Here is a 22,995-nt window from a genome sequence, read left to right on the forward strand (position 1 = left end):
CCGGGCCGCGGCCGGTCGCGGTGGCGTCACGCGATCGGCGGGGGACGGCTTCCGCGGTCAGACGGCGAGTGCGCCGGCCTGGATCTGCCAGAGGGACGCGTAGTGTCCGTGCCGGGCGAGGAGTTCGTCGTGGGTGCCCTGTTCGGCGACGATCCCGCCCTTGTCCATGACGTAGATCCGGTCGGCCTGGCGGACCGTGGAGAGGCGGTGTGCGATGACGATCATCGTCCGGTCCGCCGCGAAGCTGCGCAGCGCGCGCTGGATGGCGGCCTCGGTCTCGTTGTCCACGGCGGAGGTGGCCTCGTCGAGGATGACGACCGGCGAGTCCCGCAGGATCGTGCGGGCCAGGGCGATGCGCTGCCGCTGGCCGCCGGAGAGCGAGGCGCCGCGTTCGCCGATCAGCGTGTCGTAGCCGTCCGGCAGCGCCGCGACGAAGGTGTGCGCCTCGGCCATGGCGGCGGCCCGGACCACGGCCTCGTCCGAGGCGTCGAACCTGCCGTAGCGGATGTTGTCGGCGATGGTCCCGTCGAAGAGGAACGGGTCCTGGGCGACGAAGCCGATGGCGTGGCGCAGGCTGCGGCGCCGCAGGTCGCGGATGTCGCGTCCGTCGAGCAGGACCCTGCCGGAGTCCGCGTCCTGGAAGCGCATCAGCAGCTTGGCGATCGACGTCTTGCCCGAGCCGGTGGCGCCCACCAGGGCGGTCACCCGGCCGGCCGGGATGGTCAGGGAGAGGTCCTCCAGTGCCGCGGGCCGGCCGGGGTAGGCGAAGGTGACGCGGTCGAGGACGATCTCGCCCCGCACGTCGGGGAGGTCGAGCGTCCCGTCGCCGGCGTCGGTCTCGACGGGCAGGGCGCGCAGTCGCCGGACCCGGTCGTAGCAGGCGAGGGTGCGCTGGTACTGGTCGGCGATGCCGCCGAGCCGGCTCATCCGCATCAGCAGCATCTGGGGCAGTCCGATCAGCGGGCTGAACACCTCGAAGCGCAGGGTGCCGCCCAGCACCGCGCGGCCGCCGACCAGCAGGGTGCCGGCCATCGACGCGGTGGTGCAGGCGCGCACGGTCTCGGCGTGGCGGGTCGTGTCCCGGTCGCTGTGCCGGCTGCTGGCCTGCGCCGCCTCGCTGAGGTCGTCGATGCGTGCGGCCTCGAAGTCCTCGGTGCAGAAGCTCTTGACGGTCGCGCCGGCCTCCAGCGAGTTGATCACCTGGCTGCCCAGCCTGGCCCGGCGCTCGCCGGTGCGGGCGTAGCCGGCCGCGGACTTGTCCTGGTGGCGCAGCGACAGCCAGGCGATGACCGGGATCGGCAGGAACGCGATCCACGCGATCTGGGGTGCCAGCAGGAGGAAGGCGGGCACCAGGATCAGCAGGCTGGTGGCGAGTTGCAGCACGTCGTTGGCCGGGCCCGCGAAGAAGGCGCCGAGTTGGCCGACGTCGTTGGTGAGGGTGCCGGCCACCCGGCTGGTCCGCTCGCCCTCCAGGTGCCGCGGTGCGAGGTGCTGGACGTGCCGGTAGGTGCGGCTGCGCCAGTCGTGTTCGATGTCCTGGCCGAGTCGGCGCCACTGGAGGTTCGAGGCGTACGACAGGCCGGCCACCGCCGCGCAGGCCGCGGCCACCAGCCCGGCCAGGCCGCACAGTTGGGCGCCGGCCGCGGTCAGGCCGAGTCGGGCCAGCGGAGCCGCCTCGCCCTTGATGAGGACCAGGCCGGTCCAGCCGAGGAAGGTGCCGAGCGCCATCTCCGCGGCCTGGCAGGCGATGGACAGGGCCGCGGCCCGGTACAGGCGGCGCCGGTGCGGTCCGACGATCTCCACCAGCGGGTGGCGCCCGGCACCGGGCCCGACGGCGTCACGGGAGGTGTCGACCGCCCTGCGCCAGTCCCTCCGCAGGACGAGCGCGGTCGCCGCGACGACCGCGCCCACCGCCGCCAACTGCCTGCTCGGCGCCGACCCCTTGGCCAGCGCGACGCCGACCGCGACCGCGCAGCCGATCCCGCCGCCGACGGCGAGCACCGGGCGGGCGGACCGGCCGCGGCCGGTCCGCGGCGGCGGGGAGGCCGCCGGGGTCCGGGGCGGGCCCGGACGTGCTGCGCGGGCCGTCCCCGCCGCGACCAGGGCGACGGCGGTGCGCACCATCCGCCCGATGTCCGTGGCCGGCATCCGTGCGTCGTGCCGGACCAGCACCCCGCCGGTCACCGGGTTGGCCTGCACGTCGGTGATCCCGGGAACGCGGCCCAGCGCGGCGGCGAGGGTCTCGGCCGCCCGGGGCCGCCCGCGCACCAGCTCGACGTCCCAGCGCTGGCGGCCCGGCGTGACCGAGCGCGGGCTCGCGCCTCGTTCCACGGACCGGAATCCGGCGGCGGCGCCCAGTAGCGATGGCATGTGTACGATCACCTGTTTTACGGGGGTCGCCGAAGACCGTCACGTGCACGACGGAACACTGCGGCGAGGTCGGGGAGTTCTGGAGGGGGAAGGTGCCGGCGGCGGGCGTACCCGCCGACGGCCGCCGCCCGCGTGCGGCGCGCCGCATCCGATCGGCGTGCGCGTCCGGCGGCGGCCGCCCGGTCCGTGACGGACCGTCAGTGCGCCTTCGCGGCGGCGGCGCGGGGCTTGGGTGCCTTCGCTCCCCCGGCGGCGTGGCCGGCGGACTCCTCCACGGCGCGGTTTCCGGCGTCGGCGGCCGCGATCTGGGCGGCCACCACGTCGGCGGTCACCTCGGCCGCGAGGTCGTTGATGTTCTCCCCGACCTCGTGGGCCGCCTTCTTCACCTCCATCGCGATGCCGACGGACGTCTTGACGACTCCGCTCACCAGCGGCCTGAGCAGGCGCTTGGCCAGCGGCGCGACGATGAGACCCACCAGGAAGGGCGGTACGACGGGCGGCATGATGCTCCATCCTTTCTACGGACACGCATGACAGGGAACCCGGAAACGGCGAATGCCGGAGCAGCGCACGGCCGGGCGGAGGGAAGCATCCCCTTCCGACGTCCGGAATTCCTCTGACGACGCGAATTCCCGGACATCGGAACCCGCCATCCGATCCCGTTGATCACCGTAGTCGAACCGCGCCCGCTTGAGCCAAATGACCGACGCCGAGTTCACTCGTGCGAGTGTTCATACCCTTACCGCGTGACCTGAATCCCGGCGCACCCGAACGCCAATTCTCATGATGAGCTGATGAATTGCGGCCCCTGAGCCCCACGCCCGCGTCAGCCCGGTGAGGACGGCCGGGACACCCCTCGTACAGGTGAATCCCAGCCGCCCGCCCCACCCGCCCCGAACAGGCCCCGGCCAGCGGCCACGCGGTGCGCGGCGAGGCCGACGCGTCCGCGGCGCAGGGCGGCCGGCCCCTCACACGACCGGGCCCCGGTGGCACCATGGCCCGCATGCCCCGACGCACCCCGGCGGTCGTCCTGGCGGCCGCCCTCGTCGCCTCGGCCCCCGCGCTGGGCGGCTGCGGCGACGGCGCCTCCTCCACGAGCACTCCCCTGGTGGACCACGGCACCGTCCGGATCGCGGAGTCCAGCGAGACGCCGAGTTTCGACCCGTACTCCGCCTTCGGCGCCTCCCAGGCCCGCTACGCCTACGACTCGCTGGTCGACCTCTCCCCCGACGGCTCGCTGGTCACCGGCCTGGCCGCTTCCTGGCGGGCCACGTCCACCACCGCCGCCTTCGTCCTGCGCCCGGGCGTCACCTGTTCCGACGGCACCCCCCTCACCGCCTCGGCGGTGGCCCGGGCCCTCACCTACGCCGACGACCCGGCCCGCCAACTCGCCGGCGCCCGGACCGTCCTGCCGGACGTCCCGTTCACCGCGAGCGCCGACGACCGGACCGGGACGGTGTCGACGACCACCGCGTCCCCGTACCCGTTCCTCACCCGCACCGTCGGGCTGCTGCCGATCGTCTGCCCGGCCGGACTCGACCGGCCCGGCTCGCTGGCGCGCACCACCCAGGGCACCGGCCCGTACGTGCTGACCCGCTACACCCCCGGCGGGCCCTACGAGTTCACCGTCCGCGACGGGTACTCCTGGGGGCCGGCCGGGGCGACCACCGCCGCGCGCGGGCTGCCCGCCCACCTCGTCGTCTCCGTGGTGCCCCAGTCCTCCACGGCGGCCAACCTGCTGCTGACCGGAGGCGTCGAGATCGCGGACGTGACCGGTCCCGACCGCGCCCGGCTCGGCGGCCACGGCCTGTCCCGCACCGACGTCGCCACCGTGATCGGGCTGACCTTCTTCAACCAGCGGCCCGGCCGACCGCTGGCCGACCCGGCCCTGCGCCGCGCCATGGTCTCCGCCCTCGACCGCCGGGCGCTCGCCAACGTCGCCGTCGGGGGCCGTGGCAGCCCCGCGACCGACTTCGGCGCCGAGGGCGCGCTCTGCCACGCCGACCTCGCCGACGCCAACCTGCCCGCCCTCGACGCCCCCGCCGCCCTGCGGGCTGCCGGCTGGACCCGCTCCGGAGACGGCCCGCTGCGCAAGGACGGCCGACGGCTGAAGCTCCGCCTCGTCACCAGCCCCGACCTCGGCCCCACCCTGCCGTCGGTGGCCGAGCTGATGGCCCGGGAGTGGACGGCGCTGGGCGCCCACGTCGAACTGGTCGGCGAGAGCCTGCCCGCCCTCGTCAACGCGATGTACCGCAGCGCCGACTTCGACGTGGTGGTCGGCAGCACCCCGGGCTTCGCCCTGCCGGTCGGCTTCGTCCCCTTCTTCTCCGGCCCCACCACCGCCGAGGGCCTCAACTTCGCGGGCGTGTCCAACCCCGCGTACGACGCGCTGGTCGCGAAGGCGCTCCGCGAGACCGACACGGCGGGCTGCGGCACCTGGAACCGGGCCGCCGCCGCGCTCCTCCGCTCCGCCGACGCGCTGCCGATCGCCGACGGCCGCAGCGGCGTCTACGGCCACCGGACCACCTTCGCCACCTCCTTCGGCGGCCAGATCGTCCCCACCAGCATCCGCCTCCACCAGTGACCGGACCCGCCATGCCCGCAACCCGACCGCCGCGGCACCCCTGGGCGGTGTTCCTCGGCCGCCGCGTCCTGCGACTGCTCCTGTCCCTCGGGGTGGTGCTCACCGCGTCGTTCTCGATGATCCGCCTCGTGCCCGGAGATCCGGTCCGGGCCGCGCTCGGTGTCGACGCCGCCCCCGACCTGGTGGCCGCCCGCCGGCACGCCCTCGGGCTCGACGCGCCGTTCGCGTCCCAGTACCGCCACTACCTGCTGGGCCTCCTGCACGGCGACCTCGGCACCTCGCTGGTCACCGGGACACCGGTCGCGGAGCTGGTCCGCAGCAGGCTGCCGGCCACCCTGGAGATCTCCGGACTCGCCTTCCTGGCCACCCTCGCCGTCGCCCTGCCCGGCGGCCTGCTGGCCGCCGTCCGCACCCGCGAGGGCCGCCGCCCGCGCACCGAGCTGGTGTTCACCGCGGTCACCGCCGGCGTGGCCGGCGTGCCGGACTTCGTCCTGGCCGCCGGGCTCACCGCGCTGCTGGCCGTCGGCCTCCGGGTGTTCCCGGTGGCCGGAGCGGCCGGCGCCGGGTCCTTCGTCCTGCCGGTCCTCGCGCTCTCCCTCGCCCCCACCGCCGTCCTGCTGCGCATCGTCCGGGTGGAGGCGCTGAAGGTCCTGGACGAGGACTACCTGCGCACCGCCCGCAGCAAACGGCTGTCCCCCGCCCGCCGCCACCTCCGGCACGCGGCGCCCAACACCGCCACCGCGGCGCTCACCGTCGCCGGGAGCCTGCTGCCCGCCCTGATCGCGGGCACCGTGCTGGTCGAGAAGGTCTTCGCCTGGCCCGGCATCGGCTCGGCCATGGCCCAGTCCGTGGTCGCGCAGGACTACCCGGTGGTCCAGGCGATGGTGCTGGTGCTCGGCACCACCCTGCTGCTCGCCGGCCTCCTGGTCGACGTGCTGCTCGCCTTGCTCGACCCCCGTTCGGCGATCCGGGAGATGTGAGCATGCGCCTTCCCCGCGGCCGGCGGCGCTCGCCCCTGGCCTGGACCACGGCGGTCATGATGGCCTCCCTCGTCGTGCTCGCACTGGTCGGCCCGCTCGTCTGGGGCGCCGCGGCCGACCGGCCCGACCCCGCGGCGGTGCTCCAGGGGCCGTCCGCGCACCACCCGTTCGGCACCGACGGCCTCGGCCGCGACCTGCTCGCCCGGGTACTGACGGCCACCCGCCCCTCCCTGCTGTTCGCGCTGGCGGCGGTCCTGCTCGGCGCCGGCCCGGGGGTCCTCCTCGGGGCGTGCACCGCCGTCCTCGGCCGGCGCGGCCGCCGGCTGACCGCCGGTCTGATCAACCTCCTGCTCGCCTTCCCGGCACTCCTGGTCGCGATGTTCCTCGCGGTCGTGTGCGGGGCGGGCGCCGCGGGGGCGGTGCTGGCCCTCGCGGCCGCGGGAGTGCCCGGCTTCGCCCGGCTCGCCCAGACCCTCGCCGCCGGGGTCGCGGGCACCGACCACCTGGCCTCGGCGCGCGTCCTCGGCCTGCGGCGCCACCGGCTGCTGTGGCGCCACGTCCTGCCCCACATCGCGGAGCCGCTGCTGCTGAGCGCCACCACGGCGGCGGGCACCACCCTGGTCGCGCTCTCCGGCCTGAGCTTCCTCGGCCTGGGCGTCCAACCGCCCGGCTACGACTGGGGGCTGCTGCTCAGTCAGGGACTCGACCGGATCTACGCCGACCCGCTGCCGGCGCTGGCCCCGGGCCTGGCCGTCCTCTACGCGGCCCTGGCCTTCCAGTTGCTGGGCGAGGTCCTCGCCGGAAGCGCGGCCAGGCGCCCCCCGGCCCCTCCGGTGCCCTCCCCGGCGCCCGCCCCGAGCGGCCCCGCCGAGGAGGGCCTGGTCCTCCAGGTCGAGGACCTCGGCGTCGAACTCCCCACCCCGGACGGCACCATCCGGCCGGTGCGCGGCGTGAGCCTGTCGGTCCGGGCGGGCGAGGCCGTCGGGCTCGTCGGCGAGTCGGGTTCGGGCAAGTCGCTGACCGCGCTCGCCGTCGCCGACCTGCTCCCGTACGGCGCCCGGGTGTCGCGGCGCACCCTGCGCCTGCTCGGCGCGGACCTCGCCGCCCTGACCTCCAGGGAGCGGGACCGGCACCTCGCGACGGGGCTGGCGATGATCTTCCAGAACCCCGCCTCGGCGCTCAACCCGACCTTGAGGATCGGCACCCAGCTCACCGAGACGGTCCGGGCCCACCGCGGGGCGAGCCGGGCGGTGGCCGCGGCGCAGGCCGCCGACGCCCTGCGCCGGGTCGCCCTGCCCCCGGAGCTGCTGCGCGCGCGTCCCCACCAGCTCTCCGGCGGCCAGCGCCAGCGCGTGATGATCGCGGCCGCCCTGATGGTGCGGCCCGGGCTGATCATCGCCGACGAACCGACCACGGCGCTCGACGCCACCGTGCAGCGGCAGATCACCAAGCTGCTCACCGACATCCGGCGGGAGACCTCCACCGCGGTGCTGTTCGTCAGCCACGACATCGCGCTCGTGGGCGAGTTCTGCGAACGGGTCCTGGTGATGTACGCGGGCACCGTCGTCGAGGAGCTGCCCGCCGGCCGCCTCGCCGACGGTGCCCGGCACCCCTACACGCGGGCCCTGGTCGACTCGGTGCCCGACCTCGCCGCCGACCGCGGGCAGCCGCTGCGGACCATCGGGGGCGCGCCGCCCGACCCGCTCACGCCCGCCCCGGGCTGCCCGTTCGAGCCGCGCTGCCCGCACCGCCGGGACGGCTGCGCCGAGCAGGCTCCCCCGTTGGCGGAGCTCGACGCCGGCCACCGTGTCGCCTGCTGGCACCCGCTCCCGGTGGCGGCGGTCCCTGAGCGGGCCACCGCGTCATGACCGCCCTTCAGGTCACCGGCCTCACCGTCCGCCACCCCGGCGCCCGCGACCGCCCCGCCGCCGTGGACGGCGTCTCGCTGGAGGTCGCCGCCGGCACGACCCTCGGCCTGGTGGGCGAGTCCGGCTCCGGGAAGTCCAGCCTGGCCCGCGCGATCGTCGGCCTCGTCCCCGCGCACGCCGGCCGGGTCCTGGTCGACGGGTGGGAGGTGCGCACCCGTACCGTCCGCGACCGGCGCCGGCTCGGCCGCCTCGTCCAGGTCGTCCTCCAGGACCCGGACACCGCGCTCGACCCGCGGATGACGGCCCGTCGGACGCTGATCGAGGCCGCCACCGCCTTCCGCCGCGTGGACCGGGCCGCCCGCGCCGGGCGCGTCACCGAACTCCTCGGCCTGGTCGGCCTGGACCCCGCGCTCGCCGACCGGCTGCCGCGGCAGCTTTCCGGCGGGCAGCGCCAGCGGGTCGCCCTCGCCCGGGCGCTGGCCGTCGAGCCGGGCCTGCTGATCGCCGACGAGATCACCTCGGCGCTCGACGCCTCGGTACAGGCCGGCGTCCTCAACACCGTCCGCGCACTCCAGCACCGGCTCGGCCTGTCCGTGCTGTTCATCGGCCACAACCTGCCGGCGGTCTGCCACGTCTCCGACACGGTGGCGGTCATGCGGCACGGCCGGATCGTCGAGACCGCCCCCACCGCGACGATCCTGCGTGCGCCGCGGCACCCCTACACCCGGACGCTGCTCGCCTCCGTCCCGTCCCTGCGCGCCCCGTCGCCCCGGATCGCCGGGCAGCGCGCCCGGCCGCCCCGGCCGAACGCCTGATCGGGCGGAGCCGTTCCCGCGCGGCGGGTCCGCGGCCGGCCGCGGGGCTCCCGGCGCGGGGCGGGAATCCGGCACGGCGCGCAGCCGGAAACAAAGGAATTCCCCGCCCCGGCGTCAACCAGCCGGGAATTCCTCACGCTCACGGATGACAAAGCGATCTTCACATCGGATTCCCGTGAGACGATGCGGCGGCATCGGCATGCGAACCGCCCGGCGGCGCCGGGGAATTCCCCGACCGTTCCGGGGCATTCACGAGCCGGTGGCGAAAGGAAGGAGAAAGACCATGGGAACCCTTCGAGGTGCGCCGATCGCGGCCGGGCGGAGCGTGGCGTGACCCTCGCCCTGGACCAGACCCTCTTCCACCAGACCGGCGTCGGCCTGTCCGTGCCGTTCGCCGTCGCCGGGACGGGGATGCACCTGCCCCCGGCGGTCGTCACCAACCAGGACCTCACGCGCACCCTGGACACCAGCGACGAGTGGATCACCAGCCGTACCGGCATCCGCGAACGCCGCCGCCTGGCCCCGCACCTGGCGACCTCCGACATGTGCGTCGCCGCCGCCCGCCCGGCCCTCGACGCCGCCGGCACCGAGGCATCCCGGCTGGACGCGGTCATCGTCGCCACCTACACCGGGGACCAGCCGCTCGTGTCGACCGCGCTGATCGTCAAGGACGCCCTCGGGGCGCACCGCGCCCTGGCCCTGGACGTCACGCAGGCCGCCTGCGCCTCCGGCATCCAGGCCATGCTGATCGCGGCGCACCTCCTCCAGAACCCCTCCATCACCACCGTCCTCCTTCTGGCCGCCGACTGCGCCTCCAGGGTCGCCGACCCCGCCGACCGCACCACCGGGGTCTTCTTCGGCGACGCCGCGGCGGCCGCCGTCCTCGCCCGCACCGACACCCCCGGAGCCGGGCTGCTCTCCTACAGCCTGGGCTCCCAGCTCTCCTACGACGTCCAGATCCCCGCCGGGGGCTCCCGGCGGCCCGCCGGCCCGGACACCGTCGCCGCCGGAGACCACTACCTGTCGATGGACGGTCGCGCCGTCTGGGACACCGCGACCACGCGCCTGCCCGAGAGCATCGCCGGCGCCGCCCACCGGGCCGGCGTGCCGGTCGACCGGATCCGCCACTTCTTCCTCCACCAGGCCAACCTGAACATCATCAGCGAGACCATGGCGGCCCTGGACGTCCCCCGGGACCGTGCCCCCGTCACCATCGACCGGCTGGGCAACACCGGGTCGGCCGGCCTGTTCACCGCGCTCCACACCACCCACACCGAAGGGGGCCTCCTGCCCGGGGACACCTACGTGCTGTCCGGGATCGGCGCGGGTTTCCAGTGGGGGACCCTCTGTCTGCGGCACGCCTGACCGCACCACGGGTCCGGCAGCCCTCCCGCGGTTCCCCCGTGGTTCCCCCGCGCCTTCCCCGGGCGCGCGTCCCCCGGCCCTCGCTCCCCGGTCCGCGCCCCGCGTCACGTCGCCGCCGCGGCCGCTCACGGACGGGTGAACCCCGGGCCGATTCCGGGCGCCCCACCCGCCGCGAGCACCAGCATGGACCGCATGACCACCACGCACTCCCGGGCCGAACGGGCCGCCCAGGCCCGGGCCGCCGAATCCCAGCTCGCCGCCGAGGGAATCGACGGGGTGGTGTTCGGCTGGGTCGACAACGCCGGGCTCACCCGGGTCAAGTCCGTCCCCCTCGCCCAGCTCGTTCCCGCCGCCGAGTACGGTGTCGGGGCCGCGCCCTGCTTCGACCTCGCGCTGGCGGACGACTCCTTCGCCACCACGCCGTCCGGCACCGGCCCGACGGGCGACCTGCGCCTCGTACCCGACCTCGACCGGCTCACCCCGCTTGCCGCCCAGCCCGGCTGGGCCTGGGCCCCGGCCGACCGCTACGCCCAGGACGGCACCCCGCACCCGGGATGCCAGCGCGGTTTCGCCCGGCGGTGCGCGGAGGCCGTCGAACGGCGCGGGCTGTCGGTGCGGGCGGGGATCGAGGTGGAGTGGGTGGTGGCCGACGCCGCCGGGACCCCGGCGACGGTCGCGCCCGCGTACGGCATGTCCCGCTTCGTCGAGCACTCGGACTACCTGCGCGAGGTGCTGCGCGCCCTCACCGGGCAGGGGCTGACCGTGCTGCAACTCCACCCCGAGTACGCCGCGGGGCAGTTCGAGGTCTCGGTCGCCGCCGAGGGGCCCGTCGAGGCCGCCGACACCACCATGCTGGTGCGCCACACCGTTCGCGCGGTCTCCGCCCGGCACGGCCTGCGGGTCTCGTACGCCCCCGTCTTCTCCGAGGACGCGCTCGGCAACGGCGGCCACCTCCATCTCAGCCTGTGGCGACAGGGCCGGAACCTCGGCCACGGCGGGCCCGGCCGGCACGGACTGCACCCGGAGGCCGAGCAGTTCCTCGCGGGCGTGCTGTCCGAACTGCCCGCGCTGCTCGCCCTCGGCGCGCCCAGCGCCGCCTCCTACCTCCGCCTGGTCCCCTCCCGGTTCGCGGGGGCCTACCGCTGCTGGGGACTGGAGAACCGCGAGGCGGCGCTGCGGCTGATCACCGGTTCCACCGCCGGACAGGCCAACGCCGAGGTCAAGTGCTTCGACGCGGCCGCCAACCCGTACCTGGTGGTCGGCGGCGTGCTGGCCGCGGGGCTCGCCGGACTCGACGCCGGGCTGGCCCTCCCGCCCGAGACCCGGACCGACCCCGCCACCCTCGACACCGCCGAGCGCCTCCCGGCGAGCCTGCCCGAGGCGACCGACGCGTACGAGAAGTCCGCCCCGCTGCGCAGGGCGCTCGGCCGCGAGCTGTACGAGGCGGTGCTGGCGGTGCGGCGGGCGGAGGCGGAGCGGTTCGCGATGCACTCGGACGCGGACGTCATCGAGGCGGTGCGCTGGCGCCACTGACAAGGCGCCGGCCGCGTCCCTCCCGCGCGCGGCGACGGACCGGTGCGGCGACCGGTCGGCCGCGCAGGGGTTCAGGAGGACAGGCGGGCCGTACCGGTGGGGTCGGGCTCCAGCGGCCGCGCCATGTAGACCGCCTCGGCGCCGTAGCTCGCGGGGAGCCCTGCCTCGGGCCGGACCCGGTAGCCCAGCGCGGTCCACAGCGCCCGCGAGCCCTGCACGGCGACCAGGGAGAGCGTCCGGTGGCCGGCCGCCCGCCCCGCCTCCTCCAGTCGCCGCTGCATCCGGCGGGCCAGGCCCCGGCCCCGCGCCCGCTCGGCGATCGCCAGGTCGTGGAGGTGCAGGTTGTCCCACCGCCCCGCGGCCTCCTCGGCGGCGCTCAGGTCCGGACAGCGCAGCAACGGGTAGGGCAGCGCCAGCAGGTACCCGGCGAAGCCGCCCGCGTGCTCCAGCACGAAGCAGGTCGAGGGCGAGGCACGCTGCCGGGAGCGCAGGTACTCCTCCCCCTCGGACAGGCCGCTCGCCGCGTAGGCGCGTTCCTCCAGCGCGACCACCTCGCTCCAGTCGTCCTCGCGGAGCAGCCGGATCCGGGTGCCGTTCACGCCCCTCCTCCGACCGGGGCGGCGCCTCCGACACAGGTGTACGGCAGCGGCGTGAAGCCGTTGAACCCCGCGGTGGCGTAGGCCGCGGCGTACGCGCCGCAGGAGTGGACCCACACCGGCTCGCCGGAGGAGATCGCGCGCGGGACCCGTACCGGGCCCTCCGGGGCGTAGGCGTCGTCGCTGTCACAGGTCGGACCGGCCACCACGGCGTCGGTGAACGGCCCGGCCGGGTGGGTCGGGAACTCCAGCCGGTACTGCAACTGGTCCATCTCGTAGAGGCCGTTGAACTTCCCGCAGCTGAGGTAGAGCCAGTCCTCGCGGGTGCCGTCGAGCCGGTGGCGGGAGGTGAGCCGGGCGACATGGGCGCGGATCGCGCCGTGGTCGGCCACCAAGTGGCGGCCGGGCTCGATCAGGAAGGCCGGCGGGGCGGCGTTGAGACCGCGCAGCCGCTCCATGCCCGCGCGGATCACCGTGAACATCCCGTCCAGCGGCGGGTCCAGGGGCCGGCCGCGCCGGTCGAGCACGCCGAGCGCGGGCAGTCCCCCGCCGAGGTTGATCCGGTCCGGGACGATGCCGCGCCGGTTGAGCGCCTCCAGGGACGCGGCCAGCGTGTCGAACGCCTCGGCCCAGGCTCCGGCCGTCATCTGCTGGGAGCCCACGTGCACCGACAGGCCGGAGGGCACCAGCCCGGCGTCCCGAGCCGCGCCGAGCACCGAGGGGACATCCTCGGGCGCGCAGCCGAACTTGCGGCTCAGGCCCCACAGGGCGCCGGCGCCGCTGGTCGCGATCCGACAGAACACCCTCGCGCCGGGGGCGTGCGCGGCGATCGCGGCGACGTCCTGGGGACTGTCCGTGGCGAAGTCGCGCACCCCGAGCCGGTGGGCCCGGACGATGTCGCGGTCGGACTTGACGGTGTTGCCGTAGTGGATCAGCTCGGGTGCCACCCCGGTGCGCAGCGCCTGCGCGATCTCCTGGGGGCTGGCCGCGTCGAACCCGGAGCCGAGCCGGGCGAGGTGGCCGAGCACCTCGTCCACCGGGCATGCCTTCATCGCGAACCGGACGAGGGCTCCGGGCAGTTCGGAGCACAGGGCGGAGTACTGGCGGCCGATGCCGTCCAGGTCGTAGACGACGGTGTCCTCGGCGGCAGCCGCGAGCGCGTCCCGCAGAGCGGAGCGGCCGTGTGCCGGGGAGCGGACGGACTGGGCGGGCAGGGACATCGTGACCGACGCGGTCGGGGTACGGTCACCGGTCCGGTCGCGGTCGGCGCTCCTGTCGCGGCCGCCGGTTGTGCCGCGGTGGGCTGTCCGGTCGCGGTCGCCGGTTGTTTCGCGGTCGGCGGTCCGACGCTGCTCGGCGGTCTGCCGCGGTGCCGCGCTCCGACGCGTGCCGGTGGCCTGAGGCCTCACGTGTGAACTTCCCCTCCGAAGGGACGACGGGCGCCGAAGGGCCTCGGCGCCCACGCGGTGAACGAGGGGATACCAAGATCGGTTATGACGTCCGCGTCGGATTCACCCGACGCCGCCTGGGCGCCGCCACCTCCTCGCGGGGATCGCGGACGGACCGCGGGGTCCGCCGGCCGGGGCTCTCAGCCGTCGGCGCGCAGGGTCCGCGCGAGCGCGCCGAGGGCCACCTCGACCACGGCGCGCAACTGCTCCGTGTCCGTTCCGGCTCTGCTCATGACGGCGAGGGACTGGTTCACGGCCGCGAGGTGGACCGCGAGGGGCCCGGCCGCCTCGTCGGGCAGCCGGGCGGCCGTGAGGGCGGCGCGCAGGCGGGTGTGCTGGAAGCCGATCGCCTCCCGTACACGGGCCGCGACGCCCGGGCTCAGCGCGGGGGTCGCCATGACGGTCTGGGCCACCAGGCAGCCGTCGGGCAGGGCGGGGTCCGCGATCCGTTCCAGGGTGACGTCGAAGAACGCCCGCGCGGCCGCAAGGGGCCGGTCGGCGGCGCAGGACAGCGCGGCGTCGTACCTGTCCCCGTAGCGCGTGGTGTAGCGCTCCAGGCAGCGCAGGAAGAGCGTGTCCTTGTCGCCGAGGGAGGAGTAGATGGAGCTGCGGTTGAGCCCGGTCGCGCGGGACAGGTCGTCCACCGACGTGTCCGCGTAGCCGGCCCGCCAGAACTGGATCATCGCGGCGTCGAGCGCCGTGGCGACGTCGAACCGCTTCTTGCCCGCCATGCCGCTCCTCGCTCTCGCTCGCCCTTCCCGGGTGAGGCCATCCTCCCATCTTGAACCATCCAGTTCAAGATGGGTTAGGGTGAGGCGTGGTCACGGCCCGGCCCCGCGGGTCTCAGGCGCACCCCGCCACCCCGCACCCCCGCACCCCCGCACCCCCGCACCCCCGCACCCGTGGAGGAGAACCATGAAGGCCCCCGCAAGCACCTCCGGCGCCTCCCGCACCTCCGGCAACCCGGTGGGCGACCTGCCGCTGCCCGACCTGGCCGGATTCGCCCACCGCTGGGTCGACGCGGACGGCGTCCGGCTCCACGCCGTCGAAGGGGGTCGGCCGGACGGTCCGGCGGTCGTGCTGCTCGCCGGGTTCCCGCAGACCTGGTGGGCATGGCACAAGGTGATACCGAAGCTGGCCGACCGGTTCCGCGTCCTCGCGATCGACCTGCCGGGCCAGGGCCACTCCGAACGGCCGGACATCAGCTACGACACGCACACGGTCGCCGCGCACGTCCACGCCGCGGTCGAGGCGCTCGGCGTCCGGACGTACTGGCTGGCCGCCCACGACATCGGCGCGTGGGTCGCCTTCTCCCTCGCCCTGAAGCACCCGGGCCGGCTGCGCGGCCTGGCCCTGCTCGACGCCGGCATCCCGGGCATCACGCTCCCCGACGCCGTTCCGACCGACCCCGCGCTGGCGTGGAAGACCTGGCACTTCGCCTTCCACCTCGTGCCCGACCTGCCGGAGGTACTGCTCACCGGCCGCGAACGGGAGTACGTCCGCTCGTTCCTGGAGGCCAAGGCCCTCTCCTCCGACGCCTTCGACGACGCCGACGTCGAGCGGTACGCGGCGTCCGTGGCAGCCGGCGGCGGCCTGAGCGCCTCCCTGGCCTACTACCGGCACGCCGCCGAGTCGGCGCGCGCGAACCGCCGGGCGCTGGAACGGCGGCGGCTAGCGGTCCCGGTCCTCGGGATCTCCGGCAGCCACGGCTCCATCCCCGACATGGCGGCTTCCGTCCGGCCGTGGGCCGACCACGTCACCGGGACCGTCGTGCCGCAGGCGGGCCACTTCATCCCGGACGAGCAGCCCGGCGCCGTCGCCGCCGCACTGACGGCCTTCGCCACCGAGGACCGGCACGGGAAGCGGCCCGCTCCCAAGTCCCCGACCCGCTGAGGACGTTCGAGGACCGCCGGTAGGGTGCGTGCCGTGGACGAACTGAGTTTCCGGGGGAAAGACCGGTACCACCTGTCCTGGCCGCATGTCCTCGCGGTCGGGGGCGGGGCGGCCGTCGAAGGAGTCGTCGCCTTCTCCAAGCTCGGCGCGACGGGATTCTGCTGGGTGCTGGGAGGGACGGGTGCGCTCGTCGGGGTCATCCTCTGCCTGGTGCTGCGCAGTTGGACCAGGGTCGGGGCCGGCGGGGTGGCCCTCTGCTGGGGTCTCGGGCGTGGTCGCGCCTACTCCTGGCAGGAGGTCAGGTGGATCGACGTGCGGGAGACCAGGAGCCAGTACGGGAACGTGCGCGTGGCCCGGCTCACTCTGGCGAACGGGCGGCGCCGCTCCCTGCCGGCGCTCCAGGACAGCAGTTCCCACCCCAACCCGGGGTTCGACACCGACTACGCGCGCATCCTGCGCTGGTGGAGGTCGGCCACCGAGCCCGCCGCGCGCTTCGAGCCGCAGCGGCGGTTGCGGAGCCGGGTGACGCCGGCGTGGGCCGGGATCATCCTCGCTGCGCTGATCACGGCCGTCGTCGGAGTCGTCGCCGTCGCGCTGGAGAACTGAACCGCCGGGCCGGGCGGGGAGGGCGCCGGGTGGCGTCGCCGGGCGTGGGGGCGTACGGCCAGGTGGCCGGGTCGCCCAGTGGTGGCCAGGTCGCCCGGTGGTGACCGGCTCGCTCAGTACGGACGCAGCCGCTTCCAGGCGGACGGCAGGGCTTCCAGCGCCGCGGCCGCGCGGCGGTCCTGCTCGGCCTGGAGCCGGCCGTAGCCGTAGGTGTCCGCCCCCTCGCGGTGGGCGTCCCGCGCCAGGCCGGGGAGTTCGGCCCTGGCCACGGCGGCGTCCTGGTGGGCGCCGAGCACGCCCTGTACGGCCTTGGCCCGCTTGCGGTACCGCTTCGCCCGCTTGCCGGCGTAGGGCAGCGCCGTCTCCGCGGCGTGCCGTGCCCTGCGGACCGCCTTGCGGGTCCGGTGGATCGCCTGCTCGCGAGCGGGCCCCTCGGGAGCGCGTCCCGCGGCCCTCATCCGCCGCACGAGGCGGTCGTGGTCGCGGCCGACGACCTTGCGCAGGTGCTTCGCCGCGGGCCGGCCGCCCTTCCCCGGCCGCAAGGGGGGTTCGGCCCGCAGCCCGTCGAGCGCGTCCAGCAGGGCGTAGTAGCGGGGCCGCTCCAGCCAGGCGACCGCGGCGCGGTGCGCCTCGGCGTGCCGCCCCGCCTCCTGCTCGGCGATGCGGCGGGCGAGCGCGGGATGATCGGGCCCGGTCAGGCCGGCCGCCTGCGCGGGCAGGTCCGCGGCCAGCACCTCGTGGTCCCTGGCTCCGGCGAGCGCCCGGGTGAGCCGGCGCAGGTCGTCGGCGACGGGGTCGGTACGCCGCCGGTCGAGCAGGGACCGGTTGTCGCGCAGCAGGTTGCGCAGGCGGCGGCTGGTGGTGCGCATCCGGTGCACCGCGTCGGGCTCGTCGGCCCGCACCGCCGCGTCGGTCTCCAGGAGGACGTCGATCTGGCGCGACAGCCGGCGCATGACGCACTCCCCGGCCGAGCCGGGGCGCGGGCGGGGCGGCGTGTCGGGTTCCGCCGGCAGGGACAGCGCGGCGCCCAGCGCGTGGTCGAGCTTGCCGGTCCGGGCGGGCCGGCTCCACCCGTGGGCGCGCAGCCAGCCGTCGGCGGCGCGCAGCAGCGCGTCGTCGCCCCGGTCCTTCTCCACCTCGACCTCGGACCAGTGCACGACCCGGGTGCTCGTGCCGCCGTGCGCCTTGGCTGCCCCGTCCACCCCGGCGGCCCCGTCCGCGCCCTCCGGGTCGGCGGGCGGCGCGGCCGCGGTACGGAGCCGTTCCACGTCGAGGACGTGCGCGTCGACCTCGTCCTGGGCGACCTCCGCGAGGGTGCGGCCGCTGCGGTCCAGCAGCAGGTGGCGCTGCCGGTGGGTGCGCAGGTGGGCGACCGGTCCCAGCGGGCGGCCCCTGGTGTAGGCCAGGACCCTGCGTTCCAGCTCGCGGGGCACCTTTCCGGGCCGGCCCGCCCGCAGGGGCGCGTGGACCTCGCGCCTGCCGCCGTCCGCGGGCAGCTTGAGGTGCCAGCCCTCGTCGTGGCCGCCGCTGCGGCGGCGCAGGGTGATGCCGCGGGAGAGCAGCCGCAGTCCGGCGGTGTCGTAGTAGACGGCGTCGAGTTCCTCGCGCGGCGCCTCCACCACCTTCCTCACCTTCGGCAGCGAGCGCAGGCGGGCGGGCTCCAGCGGGCCAGCGCCTTCGAGGGTCACTTCCTGTTCGAGAGGGGTTGCCGTCATGGTGTTCGCCTTCCCGGGCGCGGGCGGTCCGAACACCGCCGGCGGACCGTTGCGCGTGCACGGAAGGGCCGCGCGCCGACCGCCTCCGGGTGCGGGCCCTCCCCGCCGGATCCGCCCGGGGGGCTGTTTCGGTTCCGGGTATCGGGACACCCGGGTCGGGAAGCGCGCACGAGGGGACGATCCGACCCGTAGGAGAAGGAGCCGTCATGCGAGCCACCGTCTGGCACGGCAAACGCGACGTCCGCGTCGACAACGTCCCGGACCCCTCCGTCCAGGAACCCACCGACGCCGTCATCCGCGTCACCAGCTCCGGGCTGTGCGGTTCCGACCTGCATCTCTACGAGGTCCTGACACCGTTCATGACCGCCGGGGACATCCTCGGGCACGAGCCGATGGGCATCGTGGAGGAGGTCGGGCCCGCGGTGGGGGGCCTCGCGGTGGGGGACCGCGTCGTGGTGCCGTTCCAGATCGCCTGCGGCACCTGCTGGATGTGCCGCCGGGGCCTGCCCACCCAGTGCGAGACCACCCAGGTCACCGAGCACGGCATGGGAGCCCGCCTGTTCGGCTACACCAAGCTGTACGGGGCCGTGCCCGGGGCGCAGGCGGAGTACCTGCGCGTGCCGCAGGCGCAGTTCGGTCCGATCAAGGTGCCCGAGGGACCCCCTGACGACCGCTTCGTCTACCTCTCCGACGTCCTGCCCACCGCCTGGCAGGCCGTGAAGTACGCCGACGTCCCGGCCGGCGGCTCCCTCGCGGTCCTCGGCCTCGGACCCATCGGTGCCATGGCCTGCCGCGTCGCCCACCACCTGGGCGCGGAGACGGTGATCGGGATCGACCGCGTGCCCGAGCGCCTCGCCCGCGCCAAGCAGGACGGCACGATCGTCCTCGACCTCGACTCGTTCGACTCCGCCGCCGAGCTGACCGACACCGTCCGCCAGCTCACCGACGGACGGGGACCCGACAGCGTGGTCGACGCGGTGGGCACCGAGGCGCACGGCAGCCCCGTCGCCAAGGCGGTCCAGAGCGCCGCCGCCCTCCTGCCGCAGGAGTGGGCGGCGAAACTGACCCAGACGGCGGGCGTGGACCGGCTCGGAGCCCTCCACCTGGCCATCGGCCTGGTCAGGAGGGGCGGCACCGTCTCGATCAGCGGCGTCTACGGCGGAGCCGCGGACACGCTGCCGATGCTCACCCTGTTCGACAAGCAGCTCACCCTGCGCATGGGCCAGGCCAACGTCCGCCGCTGGAGCGACGACATCCTCCCCCTCCTCACCGACGACGACCCCCTGGGCGTCGACGACTTCGCCACCCACCACCTCCCGCTGGACAGGGCACCGGACGCCTACCGGATGTTCCAGAAGAAGGAGGACGGCGCCATCAAGATCCTCTTCACGCCCTGAGGGACGGCCCCGTGGTGGCGCCCGGGGCGGCGGCGGTGACGTTCACCGGATGTTCACACCTCGCCGGTGCGCGCCTTGAGAAGCCGGGTACGCGATCCGCGCCGGGCCTTCGTCCGCCCGCCCTCCTACCCGTGCCGAAGGGGTCCTTCATGTGATCATCGTCGCCGTACTCGTGCTGCCCGCCGCGGGATTCCTGCTGCTCGGGATGGACCGGATCGAGGAGTGGTTGTCCCGTCCCCCCGCCGATGCCCTCCAGCCGGACACCGCCGTCGCGGCCGCCCCGCGGACCGGCCTGCACCTGGTGCCCCGCAGTCCCCACGACCCCGAGGAAGCACTCGGCGGGACGGAACCCGCCGAGAAGCGGCGGCACGCCGCCTGACCGCCCGTACCCGGACCGGGGGCGCTCACCCCGCGGGCGTCCCGAAGCCGGAGCGCGGGCGTCCCGGAGCCGGAGCGCGGGCGGATCCGTGGCGCCGGCGTCACGCCAGGACGGCGCGGACGGTGTCGACCACCGTCGCCACGAGCCGGTCCGTCGCCCCTGCGCGCGCCCCTATGTGCAGGGGCTCGGGCGGTGCCGGGGGCAGGTCGTCCCGCCGCTCAAGGCCCTCCGGGGGGCGGCCGACGTCGGCGATCAGCGCGACGCCCACGCCGGCCCGCACCGCGTGCAGGACGCCGGCGAGATGGCCGGCCTGGCCGACGATCGTCACGCGGCGGCCGGCCTCCGCCAGGGTGCGCAGCGCCTGGCGGCGGATGGTGCAGGGGTCGTCGATGACGACCAGCGGCAACGGATGCGCGTCCGGGGGCGGTTCCCAGCCGGGCGCGGCGTACCAGGCCAGGGGCAGGTCGCCGACGTAGTGGCTCTTCGGGCCGCGGGCGGCGCCGATCAGCAGCGCCACGTCGAGGGTCCGCTGTCCGAGCGCGTCGGCGAGCCTGCTGCCCCGGTCGATCCGGAAGGTGACCTGGCAGTCGGAGAAGGCGGCGCCGAGGGCCTGGTTGATCCTGGGCAGCAGCCGGTCCGCGGCGTGCTCGGTCGAGCCGACGCCGATCGTGGGCAGGTCGCGCCGGGCCGAGCCGAGGCGTTCGAGCGCGTTGTCGTGCGCCTGGAGGATGACGCGGGCCTCGGCCAGCAGGATCTCGCCGTCGGGGGTGAACCCGGTTCCGCGGCCCCGGCGTTCCACCAGCGGGCGGCCCAGCGCGTTCTCCAGCCGGCGCACGTGCTGGCTGACCGTCGGCTGCGCCAGCCGCAGCGACTCGGCGGCACGGTGGAACCCGCCGCAGTCCGCGATGGCGGTGAAACTGCGCAGGGCGGGGATGTCGAGGACCGTCGGCATGGCCCGACCCTAGCAGAACCGATCGCAATTCATGATCGATGGACATTACGAATCCATATTGGACATTGCCGATGTTGTCGATCATTCTTACGGCTATGACCACGTTGCAGCACGAGGAGACCGCCGGTACGCCCGGCGGGCGGGGCACGGCCCCCTCGTCGCTGCCGGCTGCGTCCCCCTGCCTGACCAAGCGTCGGGTCATCGACTTCGGAACGGCGACGTCGAGCGCGTGTCGCTGTAGGTGACCGCCGCCGCCCGGCCCCTCGAACGGCACGGGCGCACCGGCGGTCCGGCGGCCGATGACGCCTCCTCGTTGTCCTTTCTCCGAGCTCTCCTTCCGCTGTCGGGCGGAACCGCTCCTCTCCCCCGTACAGGTGTGTCCGCCGCCGGTCCGCGCTCTCGCGGCCGCCGGCCGGGCACCGGACGAGAAACCAGGAACCCCCGTGAGCGCTGCCCCGACCGATCACCCCCTCGCCGCCTGGGACAACCCGCCGGCCATCGCACCCCGCGGCACCGTGATCGTGGTGCCGGGACGGGGCGAACACCCCGCGCTGTACGGCCGCTTCGGGCAGCGGATCAGCGCGGACGCCTACCTCGTCCGGGCGGTGGGCGACCCCGCGCAGGACCCCGACGCGGTCGCCGCGCAGATCCGGGCGCTGCTCAACGATCCGGCGCTGCCCGCCCCGCGGGTCCTGGCCGGCTCCGATGGCGGCGCCCTGTTCGCGGTGGCCCTGGCGGCCGGCGGTGCCGACGTCGACGGGCTCGTCCTGGCCGGGCTGCCGGTCACCGGCGCACCCGCGGCCCCGCCCGGCGAGGGGTCGTCCGAGATCGAGGCGCGCACCAGTTGTCCGACCCATGGCCGGCTGCTCGGCTCGGACCCCGGTTTCCGTCCCGGCGCCCTGAACGAGCCGCTGCCCGACGCGTGGTTCGACGCGGCCGACCTGTCCCGCGTCACGGTTCCGGTGCTCGGTCTGCACGGCCGGTCCGACACCGTCAGCCCCTTCGACGCGGCGCGCGAGCGCTACGCGGAGGGCGCGAACGTGGAGCTGTACGCCCTCGCCGAGGGCCCGCACGACGCGCTCAACGACCGCAACCACCGGGTGGCCGCGGCCACGGTGCTGCTGTTCCTGGAGCGGCTGCGGCTCGGCGCCGCGCTGCCCGAGATCGCGGTCCGCGAGCTGCCCGGGCCCGGCCCCGCGTCCACGCCCGGGCCCGTACCCACGCCCGGCACCACCCCCGCGGCCGCCACCGCGGCCGCCACCGTGCCCGCGGCCGGGTCCGCGGCCGGCTCCGGCGAGGTGAGCGGAAGATGACCGGCACCGACACCACCCGGCGGACCGTCCTGACCACGGCCGCCGAGCTGGAGCGGGACCTCGCCAGCCCGGCGCCGCCGGTGCTGCTCGACGTCCGGTGGGCCGTCGGCGCCACCGACGGCCGGCCGCGCTACCGCGCGGGCCACCTGCCCGGGGCCCGCTTCGTGGACCTGGAGACGGAGCTGGCCGCACCGCCGGCGCCCGCCCTAGGCCGGCATCCGCTGCCGTCCGCGGACCGGCTCCAGGCGGCGGCACGAGGGTGGGGCGTACGGGCGGACAGCCGGGTCGTCGTCTATGACGACACCTCCGGGCTGGCCGCCGCGCGTGCCTGGTGGCTGCTGCGGTGGGGCGGCGTCGGCGACGTCCGGCTCCTCGACGGCGGCCTCGGCGCCTGGACCCGGGCCGGCGGCCCGCTGGAGAGCGGCGAGCCCGCCCCGGCCGCGCCGGGGGACGTCGAACTCGCCGGCGGCCTCCTGCCGGTGCTCGACGCCCCCGGCGCGGCCCGCCTGGCCGAGCAGGGCGTCCTGCTCGACGCCCGCGCGGCCGAGCGGTACCGCGGGGAGGTCGAGCCGGTCGACGCCAAGGCCGGTCACGTCCCCGGCGCGGTCAGCGCCCCGACCACGGACAACCTCGCCGCGACCGGGGAGTTCCTGGACACCCCCGCGCTGCGGGAGCGCTTCCGGCACCTCGGCGCCACCGGCACGTCCGACGTCGGGGTGTACTGCGGCTCGGGCGTCACCGCCGCCCACGAGATCGCCGCCCTCGCGGCGGCGGGCGTCCACGCCGCGCTCTACGCCGGTTCGTGGAGCCAGTGGATCGGCGATCCCGACCGCCCGGTGGTGCTCGGCCCGACCCCGCAGGGCGGTCCCTCATGACGGTGTGACGCCCCCGATCCCGTGCGGGTGCCGCCTCCCCCGGCCCGCCCGAGCGCTCGGCGCACCCGGCGCCGCGGCCGCGGAGACCGCCGGGACGGCGTTCCCGCTCGGCGCGTGCACGTACGGGTCCGGCCGCCGTCCGCCGCTGCGACCGGTCCGGCGGCCGCCGCTCGACCCGGACCTCCCGCGGCCCGGCCCGCTCCCCGCGCGCGGCCGGCCCCCGCGCGGGGCGGTGCCGGGGTCCCGCGCCGCCGACCATCGCGGCGCACCGGGCCGCCACCTCCGCGCCCCTTCTTCCAGACCCCA

General features: G+C 75.8%; 19 protein-coding genes. 12 read left to right on the top strand and 7 right to left on the bottom strand.

The genetic code is table 11. The features are described from left to right. Positions 1-57: 57 nt before the first annotated feature. Entirely contained in the window at positions 58-2,370 is a 2,313-nt protein-coding gene (locus RVR_RS01205) for an ABC transporter ATP-binding protein/permease (RefSeq protein ID WP_237404500.1), read from the bottom strand. A 197-nt stretch (positions 2,371-2,567) separates the two neighbouring features. Next, on the bottom strand, positions 2,568-2,873 hold the full coding sequence (locus tag RVR_RS01210) for a DUF5132 domain-containing protein (RefSeq protein ID WP_237404501.1): 306 nt from the start codon (positions 2,871-2,873) through the stop codon (positions 2,568-2,570). 500 nt (positions 2,874-3,373) lie between these two features. On the opposite strand from RVR_RS01210, the gene RVR_RS01215 reads away from it, so the two are divergent. From RVR_RS01215 to RVR_RS01240, 6 genes are all read left to right on the top strand, one after another. Then, entirely contained in the window at positions 3,374-4,954 is a 1,581-nt protein-coding gene (locus RVR_RS01215; RefSeq protein ID WP_202231994.1) for an ABC transporter substrate-binding protein, read from the top strand. 11 nt (positions 4,955-4,965) lie between these two features. After that, a complete protein-coding gene (locus RVR_RS01220; RefSeq protein ID WP_202231995.1) occupies positions 4,966-5,934 on the top strand; it encodes an ABC transporter permease in 969 nt (322 codons plus the stop codon). A gap of 2 nt (positions 5,935-5,936) precedes the next feature. Then, on the top strand, positions 5,937-7,802 hold the full coding sequence (locus RVR_RS01225; protein ID WP_237404502.1) for a dipeptide/oligopeptide/nickel ABC transporter permease/ATP-binding protein: 1,866 nt from the start codon (positions 5,937-5,939) through the stop codon (positions 7,800-7,802). Next, complete coding sequence (locus RVR_RS01230; RefSeq protein WP_202231996.1) at positions 7,799-8,617, top strand: ABC transporter ATP-binding protein; 819 nt, start codon at positions 7,799-7,801, stop codon at positions 8,615-8,617. Before RVR_RS01225 ends, RVR_RS01230 begins: the two co-directional genes overlap by 4 nt. A gap of 330 nt (positions 8,618-8,947) precedes the next feature. Further along, on the top strand, positions 8,948-9,982 hold the full coding sequence (locus RVR_RS01235) for a 3-oxoacyl-ACP synthase III family protein (RefSeq protein WP_237404503.1): 1,035 nt from the start codon (positions 8,948-8,950) through the stop codon (positions 9,980-9,982). 192 nt (positions 9,983-10,174) lie between these two features. Further along, entirely contained in the window at positions 10,175-11,515 is a 1,341-nt protein-coding gene (locus RVR_RS01240) for a type I glutamate--ammonia ligase (RefSeq protein ID WP_202231998.1), read from the top strand. A 71-nt stretch (positions 11,516-11,586) separates the two neighbouring features. On the opposite strand, the gene RVR_RS01245 is transcribed toward RVR_RS01240, so the two are convergent. The 3 genes from RVR_RS01245 to RVR_RS01255 form a co-directional block, all read right to left on the bottom strand. Next, positions 11,587-12,114, bottom strand: a complete 528-nt coding sequence (locus RVR_RS01245) for a GNAT family N-acetyltransferase (protein WP_202231999.1) — start codon at positions 12,112-12,114, stop codon at positions 11,587-11,589. Beyond that, a complete protein-coding gene (locus RVR_RS01250; RefSeq protein WP_202232000.1) occupies positions 12,111-13,331 on the bottom strand; it encodes a type III PLP-dependent enzyme domain-containing protein in 1,221 nt (406 codons plus the stop codon). Before RVR_RS01250 ends, RVR_RS01245 begins: the two co-directional genes overlap by 4 nt. Positions 13,332-13,699: 368 nt before the next feature. Further along, on the bottom strand, positions 13,700-14,290 hold the full coding sequence (locus RVR_RS01255; RefSeq protein WP_202232001.1) for a TetR/AcrR family transcriptional regulator: 591 nt from the start codon (positions 14,288-14,290) through the stop codon (positions 13,700-13,702). A 184-nt stretch (positions 14,291-14,474) separates the two neighbouring features. On the opposite strand from RVR_RS01255, the gene RVR_RS01260 reads away from it, so the two are divergent. Both RVR_RS01260 and RVR_RS01265 read left to right on the top strand, forming a co-directional pair. Then, positions 14,475-15,452, top strand: a complete 978-nt coding sequence (locus tag RVR_RS01260; RefSeq protein WP_202232002.1) for an alpha/beta fold hydrolase — start codon at positions 14,475-14,477, stop codon at positions 15,450-15,452. 33 nt (positions 15,453-15,485) lie between these two features. Beyond that, positions 15,486-16,058, top strand: coding sequence for a PH domain-containing protein (locus tag RVR_RS01265; protein WP_202232003.1), 573 nt, complete (start codon positions 15,486-15,488; stop codon positions 16,056-16,058). Positions 16,059-16,171: 113 nt separating this feature from the next. Here RVR_RS01265 and RVR_RS01270 read toward each other — a convergent pair whose 3' ends face one another. Beyond that, positions 16,172-17,773, bottom strand: coding sequence for a CYTH and CHAD domain-containing protein (locus RVR_RS01270; protein ID WP_202232004.1), 1,602 nt, complete (start codon positions 17,771-17,773; stop codon positions 16,172-16,174). A gap of 206 nt (positions 17,774-17,979) precedes the next feature. Between RVR_RS01270 and RVR_RS01275 the strand changes: the two genes are divergently transcribed. Then, positions 17,980-19,170, top strand: coding sequence for a zinc-dependent alcohol dehydrogenase (locus RVR_RS01275; RefSeq protein ID WP_202232005.1), 1,191 nt, complete (start codon positions 17,980-17,982; stop codon positions 19,168-19,170). A 151-nt stretch (positions 19,171-19,321) separates the two neighbouring features. After that, positions 19,322-19,549, top strand: coding sequence for a hypothetical protein (locus RVR_RS01280; protein WP_202232006.1), 228 nt, complete (start codon positions 19,322-19,324; stop codon positions 19,547-19,549). 100 nt (positions 19,550-19,649) lie between these two features. On the opposite strand, the gene RVR_RS01285 is transcribed toward RVR_RS01280, so the two are convergent. Next, entirely contained in the window at positions 19,650-20,501 is an 852-nt protein-coding gene (locus RVR_RS01285) for a LysR family transcriptional regulator (protein ID WP_202232007.1), read from the bottom strand. Between the two features lie 443 nt (positions 20,502-20,944). Here RVR_RS01285 and RVR_RS01290 point away from each other — a divergent pair, with 443 nt between their 5' ends. Next, entirely contained in the window at positions 20,945-21,814 is an 870-nt protein-coding gene (locus tag RVR_RS01290; RefSeq protein WP_202232008.1) for an alpha/beta hydrolase, read from the top strand. Continuing rightward, positions 21,811-22,689 (top strand): sulfurtransferase, encoded by an 879-nt coding sequence (locus tag RVR_RS01295; RefSeq protein ID WP_202232009.1) that lies wholly within the window; start codon positions 21,811-21,813, stop codon positions 22,687-22,689. Before RVR_RS01290 ends, RVR_RS01295 begins: the two co-directional genes overlap by 4 nt. Positions 22,690-22,995 lie beyond the last annotated feature (306 nt).

This window comes from Streptomyces sp. SN-593 (genome assembly GCF_016756395.1).
In the GTDB taxonomy this organism is placed as follows: domain Bacteria; phylum Actinomycetota; class Actinomycetes; order Streptomycetales; family Streptomycetaceae; genus Actinacidiphila; species Actinacidiphila reveromycinica.

Excerpts from the sequence above, each read along its gene's own strand:
- RVR_RS01205 (WP_237404500.1), bottom strand. The coding sequence starts at position 2,370 with ATGCCATCGCTACTGGGCGCCGCCGCCGGATTCCGGTCCGTGGAACGA.
- RVR_RS01210 (WP_237404501.1), bottom strand. The coding sequence starts at position 2,873 with ATGCCGCCCGTCGTACCGCCCTTCCTGGTGGGTCTCATCGTCGCGCCG.
- RVR_RS01215 (WP_202231994.1), top strand. The coding sequence starts at position 3,374 with ATGCCCCGACGCACCCCGGCGGTCGTCCTGGCGGCCGCCCTCGTCGCC.
- RVR_RS01220 (WP_202231995.1), top strand. The coding sequence starts at position 4,966 with ATGCCCGCAACCCGACCGCCGCGGCACCCCTGGGCGGTGTTCCTCGGC.
- RVR_RS01225 (WP_237404502.1), top strand. The coding sequence starts at position 5,937 with ATGCGCCTTCCCCGCGGCCGGCGGCGCTCGCCCCTGGCCTGGACCACG.
- RVR_RS01230 (WP_202231996.1), top strand. The coding sequence starts at position 7,799 with ATGACCGCCCTTCAGGTCACCGGCCTCACCGTCCGCCACCCCGGCGCC.
- RVR_RS01240 (WP_202231998.1), top strand. The coding sequence starts at position 10,175 with ATGACCACCACGCACTCCCGGGCCGAACGGGCCGCCCAGGCCCGGGCC.
- RVR_RS01250 (WP_202232000.1), bottom strand. The coding sequence starts at position 13,331 with ATGTCCCTGCCCGCCCAGTCCGTCCGCTCCCCGGCACACGGCCGCTCC.
- RVR_RS01255 (WP_202232001.1), bottom strand. The coding sequence starts at position 14,290 with ATGGCGGGCAAGAAGCGGTTCGACGTCGCCACGGCGCTCGACGCCGCG.
- RVR_RS01260 (WP_202232002.1), top strand. The coding sequence starts at position 14,475 with ATGAAGGCCCCCGCAAGCACCTCCGGCGCCTCCCGCACCTCCGGCAAC.
- RVR_RS01270 (WP_202232004.1), bottom strand. The coding sequence starts at position 17,773 with ATGACGGCAACCCCTCTCGAACAGGAAGTGACCCTCGAAGGCGCTGGC.
- RVR_RS01275 (WP_202232005.1), top strand. The coding sequence starts at position 17,980 with ATGCGAGCCACCGTCTGGCACGGCAAACGCGACGTCCGCGTCGACAAC.
- RVR_RS01285 (WP_202232007.1), bottom strand. The coding sequence starts at position 20,501 with ATGCCGACGGTCCTCGACATCCCCGCCCTGCGCAGTTTCACCGCCATC.
- RVR_RS01295 (WP_202232009.1), top strand. The coding sequence starts at position 21,811 with ATGACCGGCACCGACACCACCCGGCGGACCGTCCTGACCACGGCCGCC.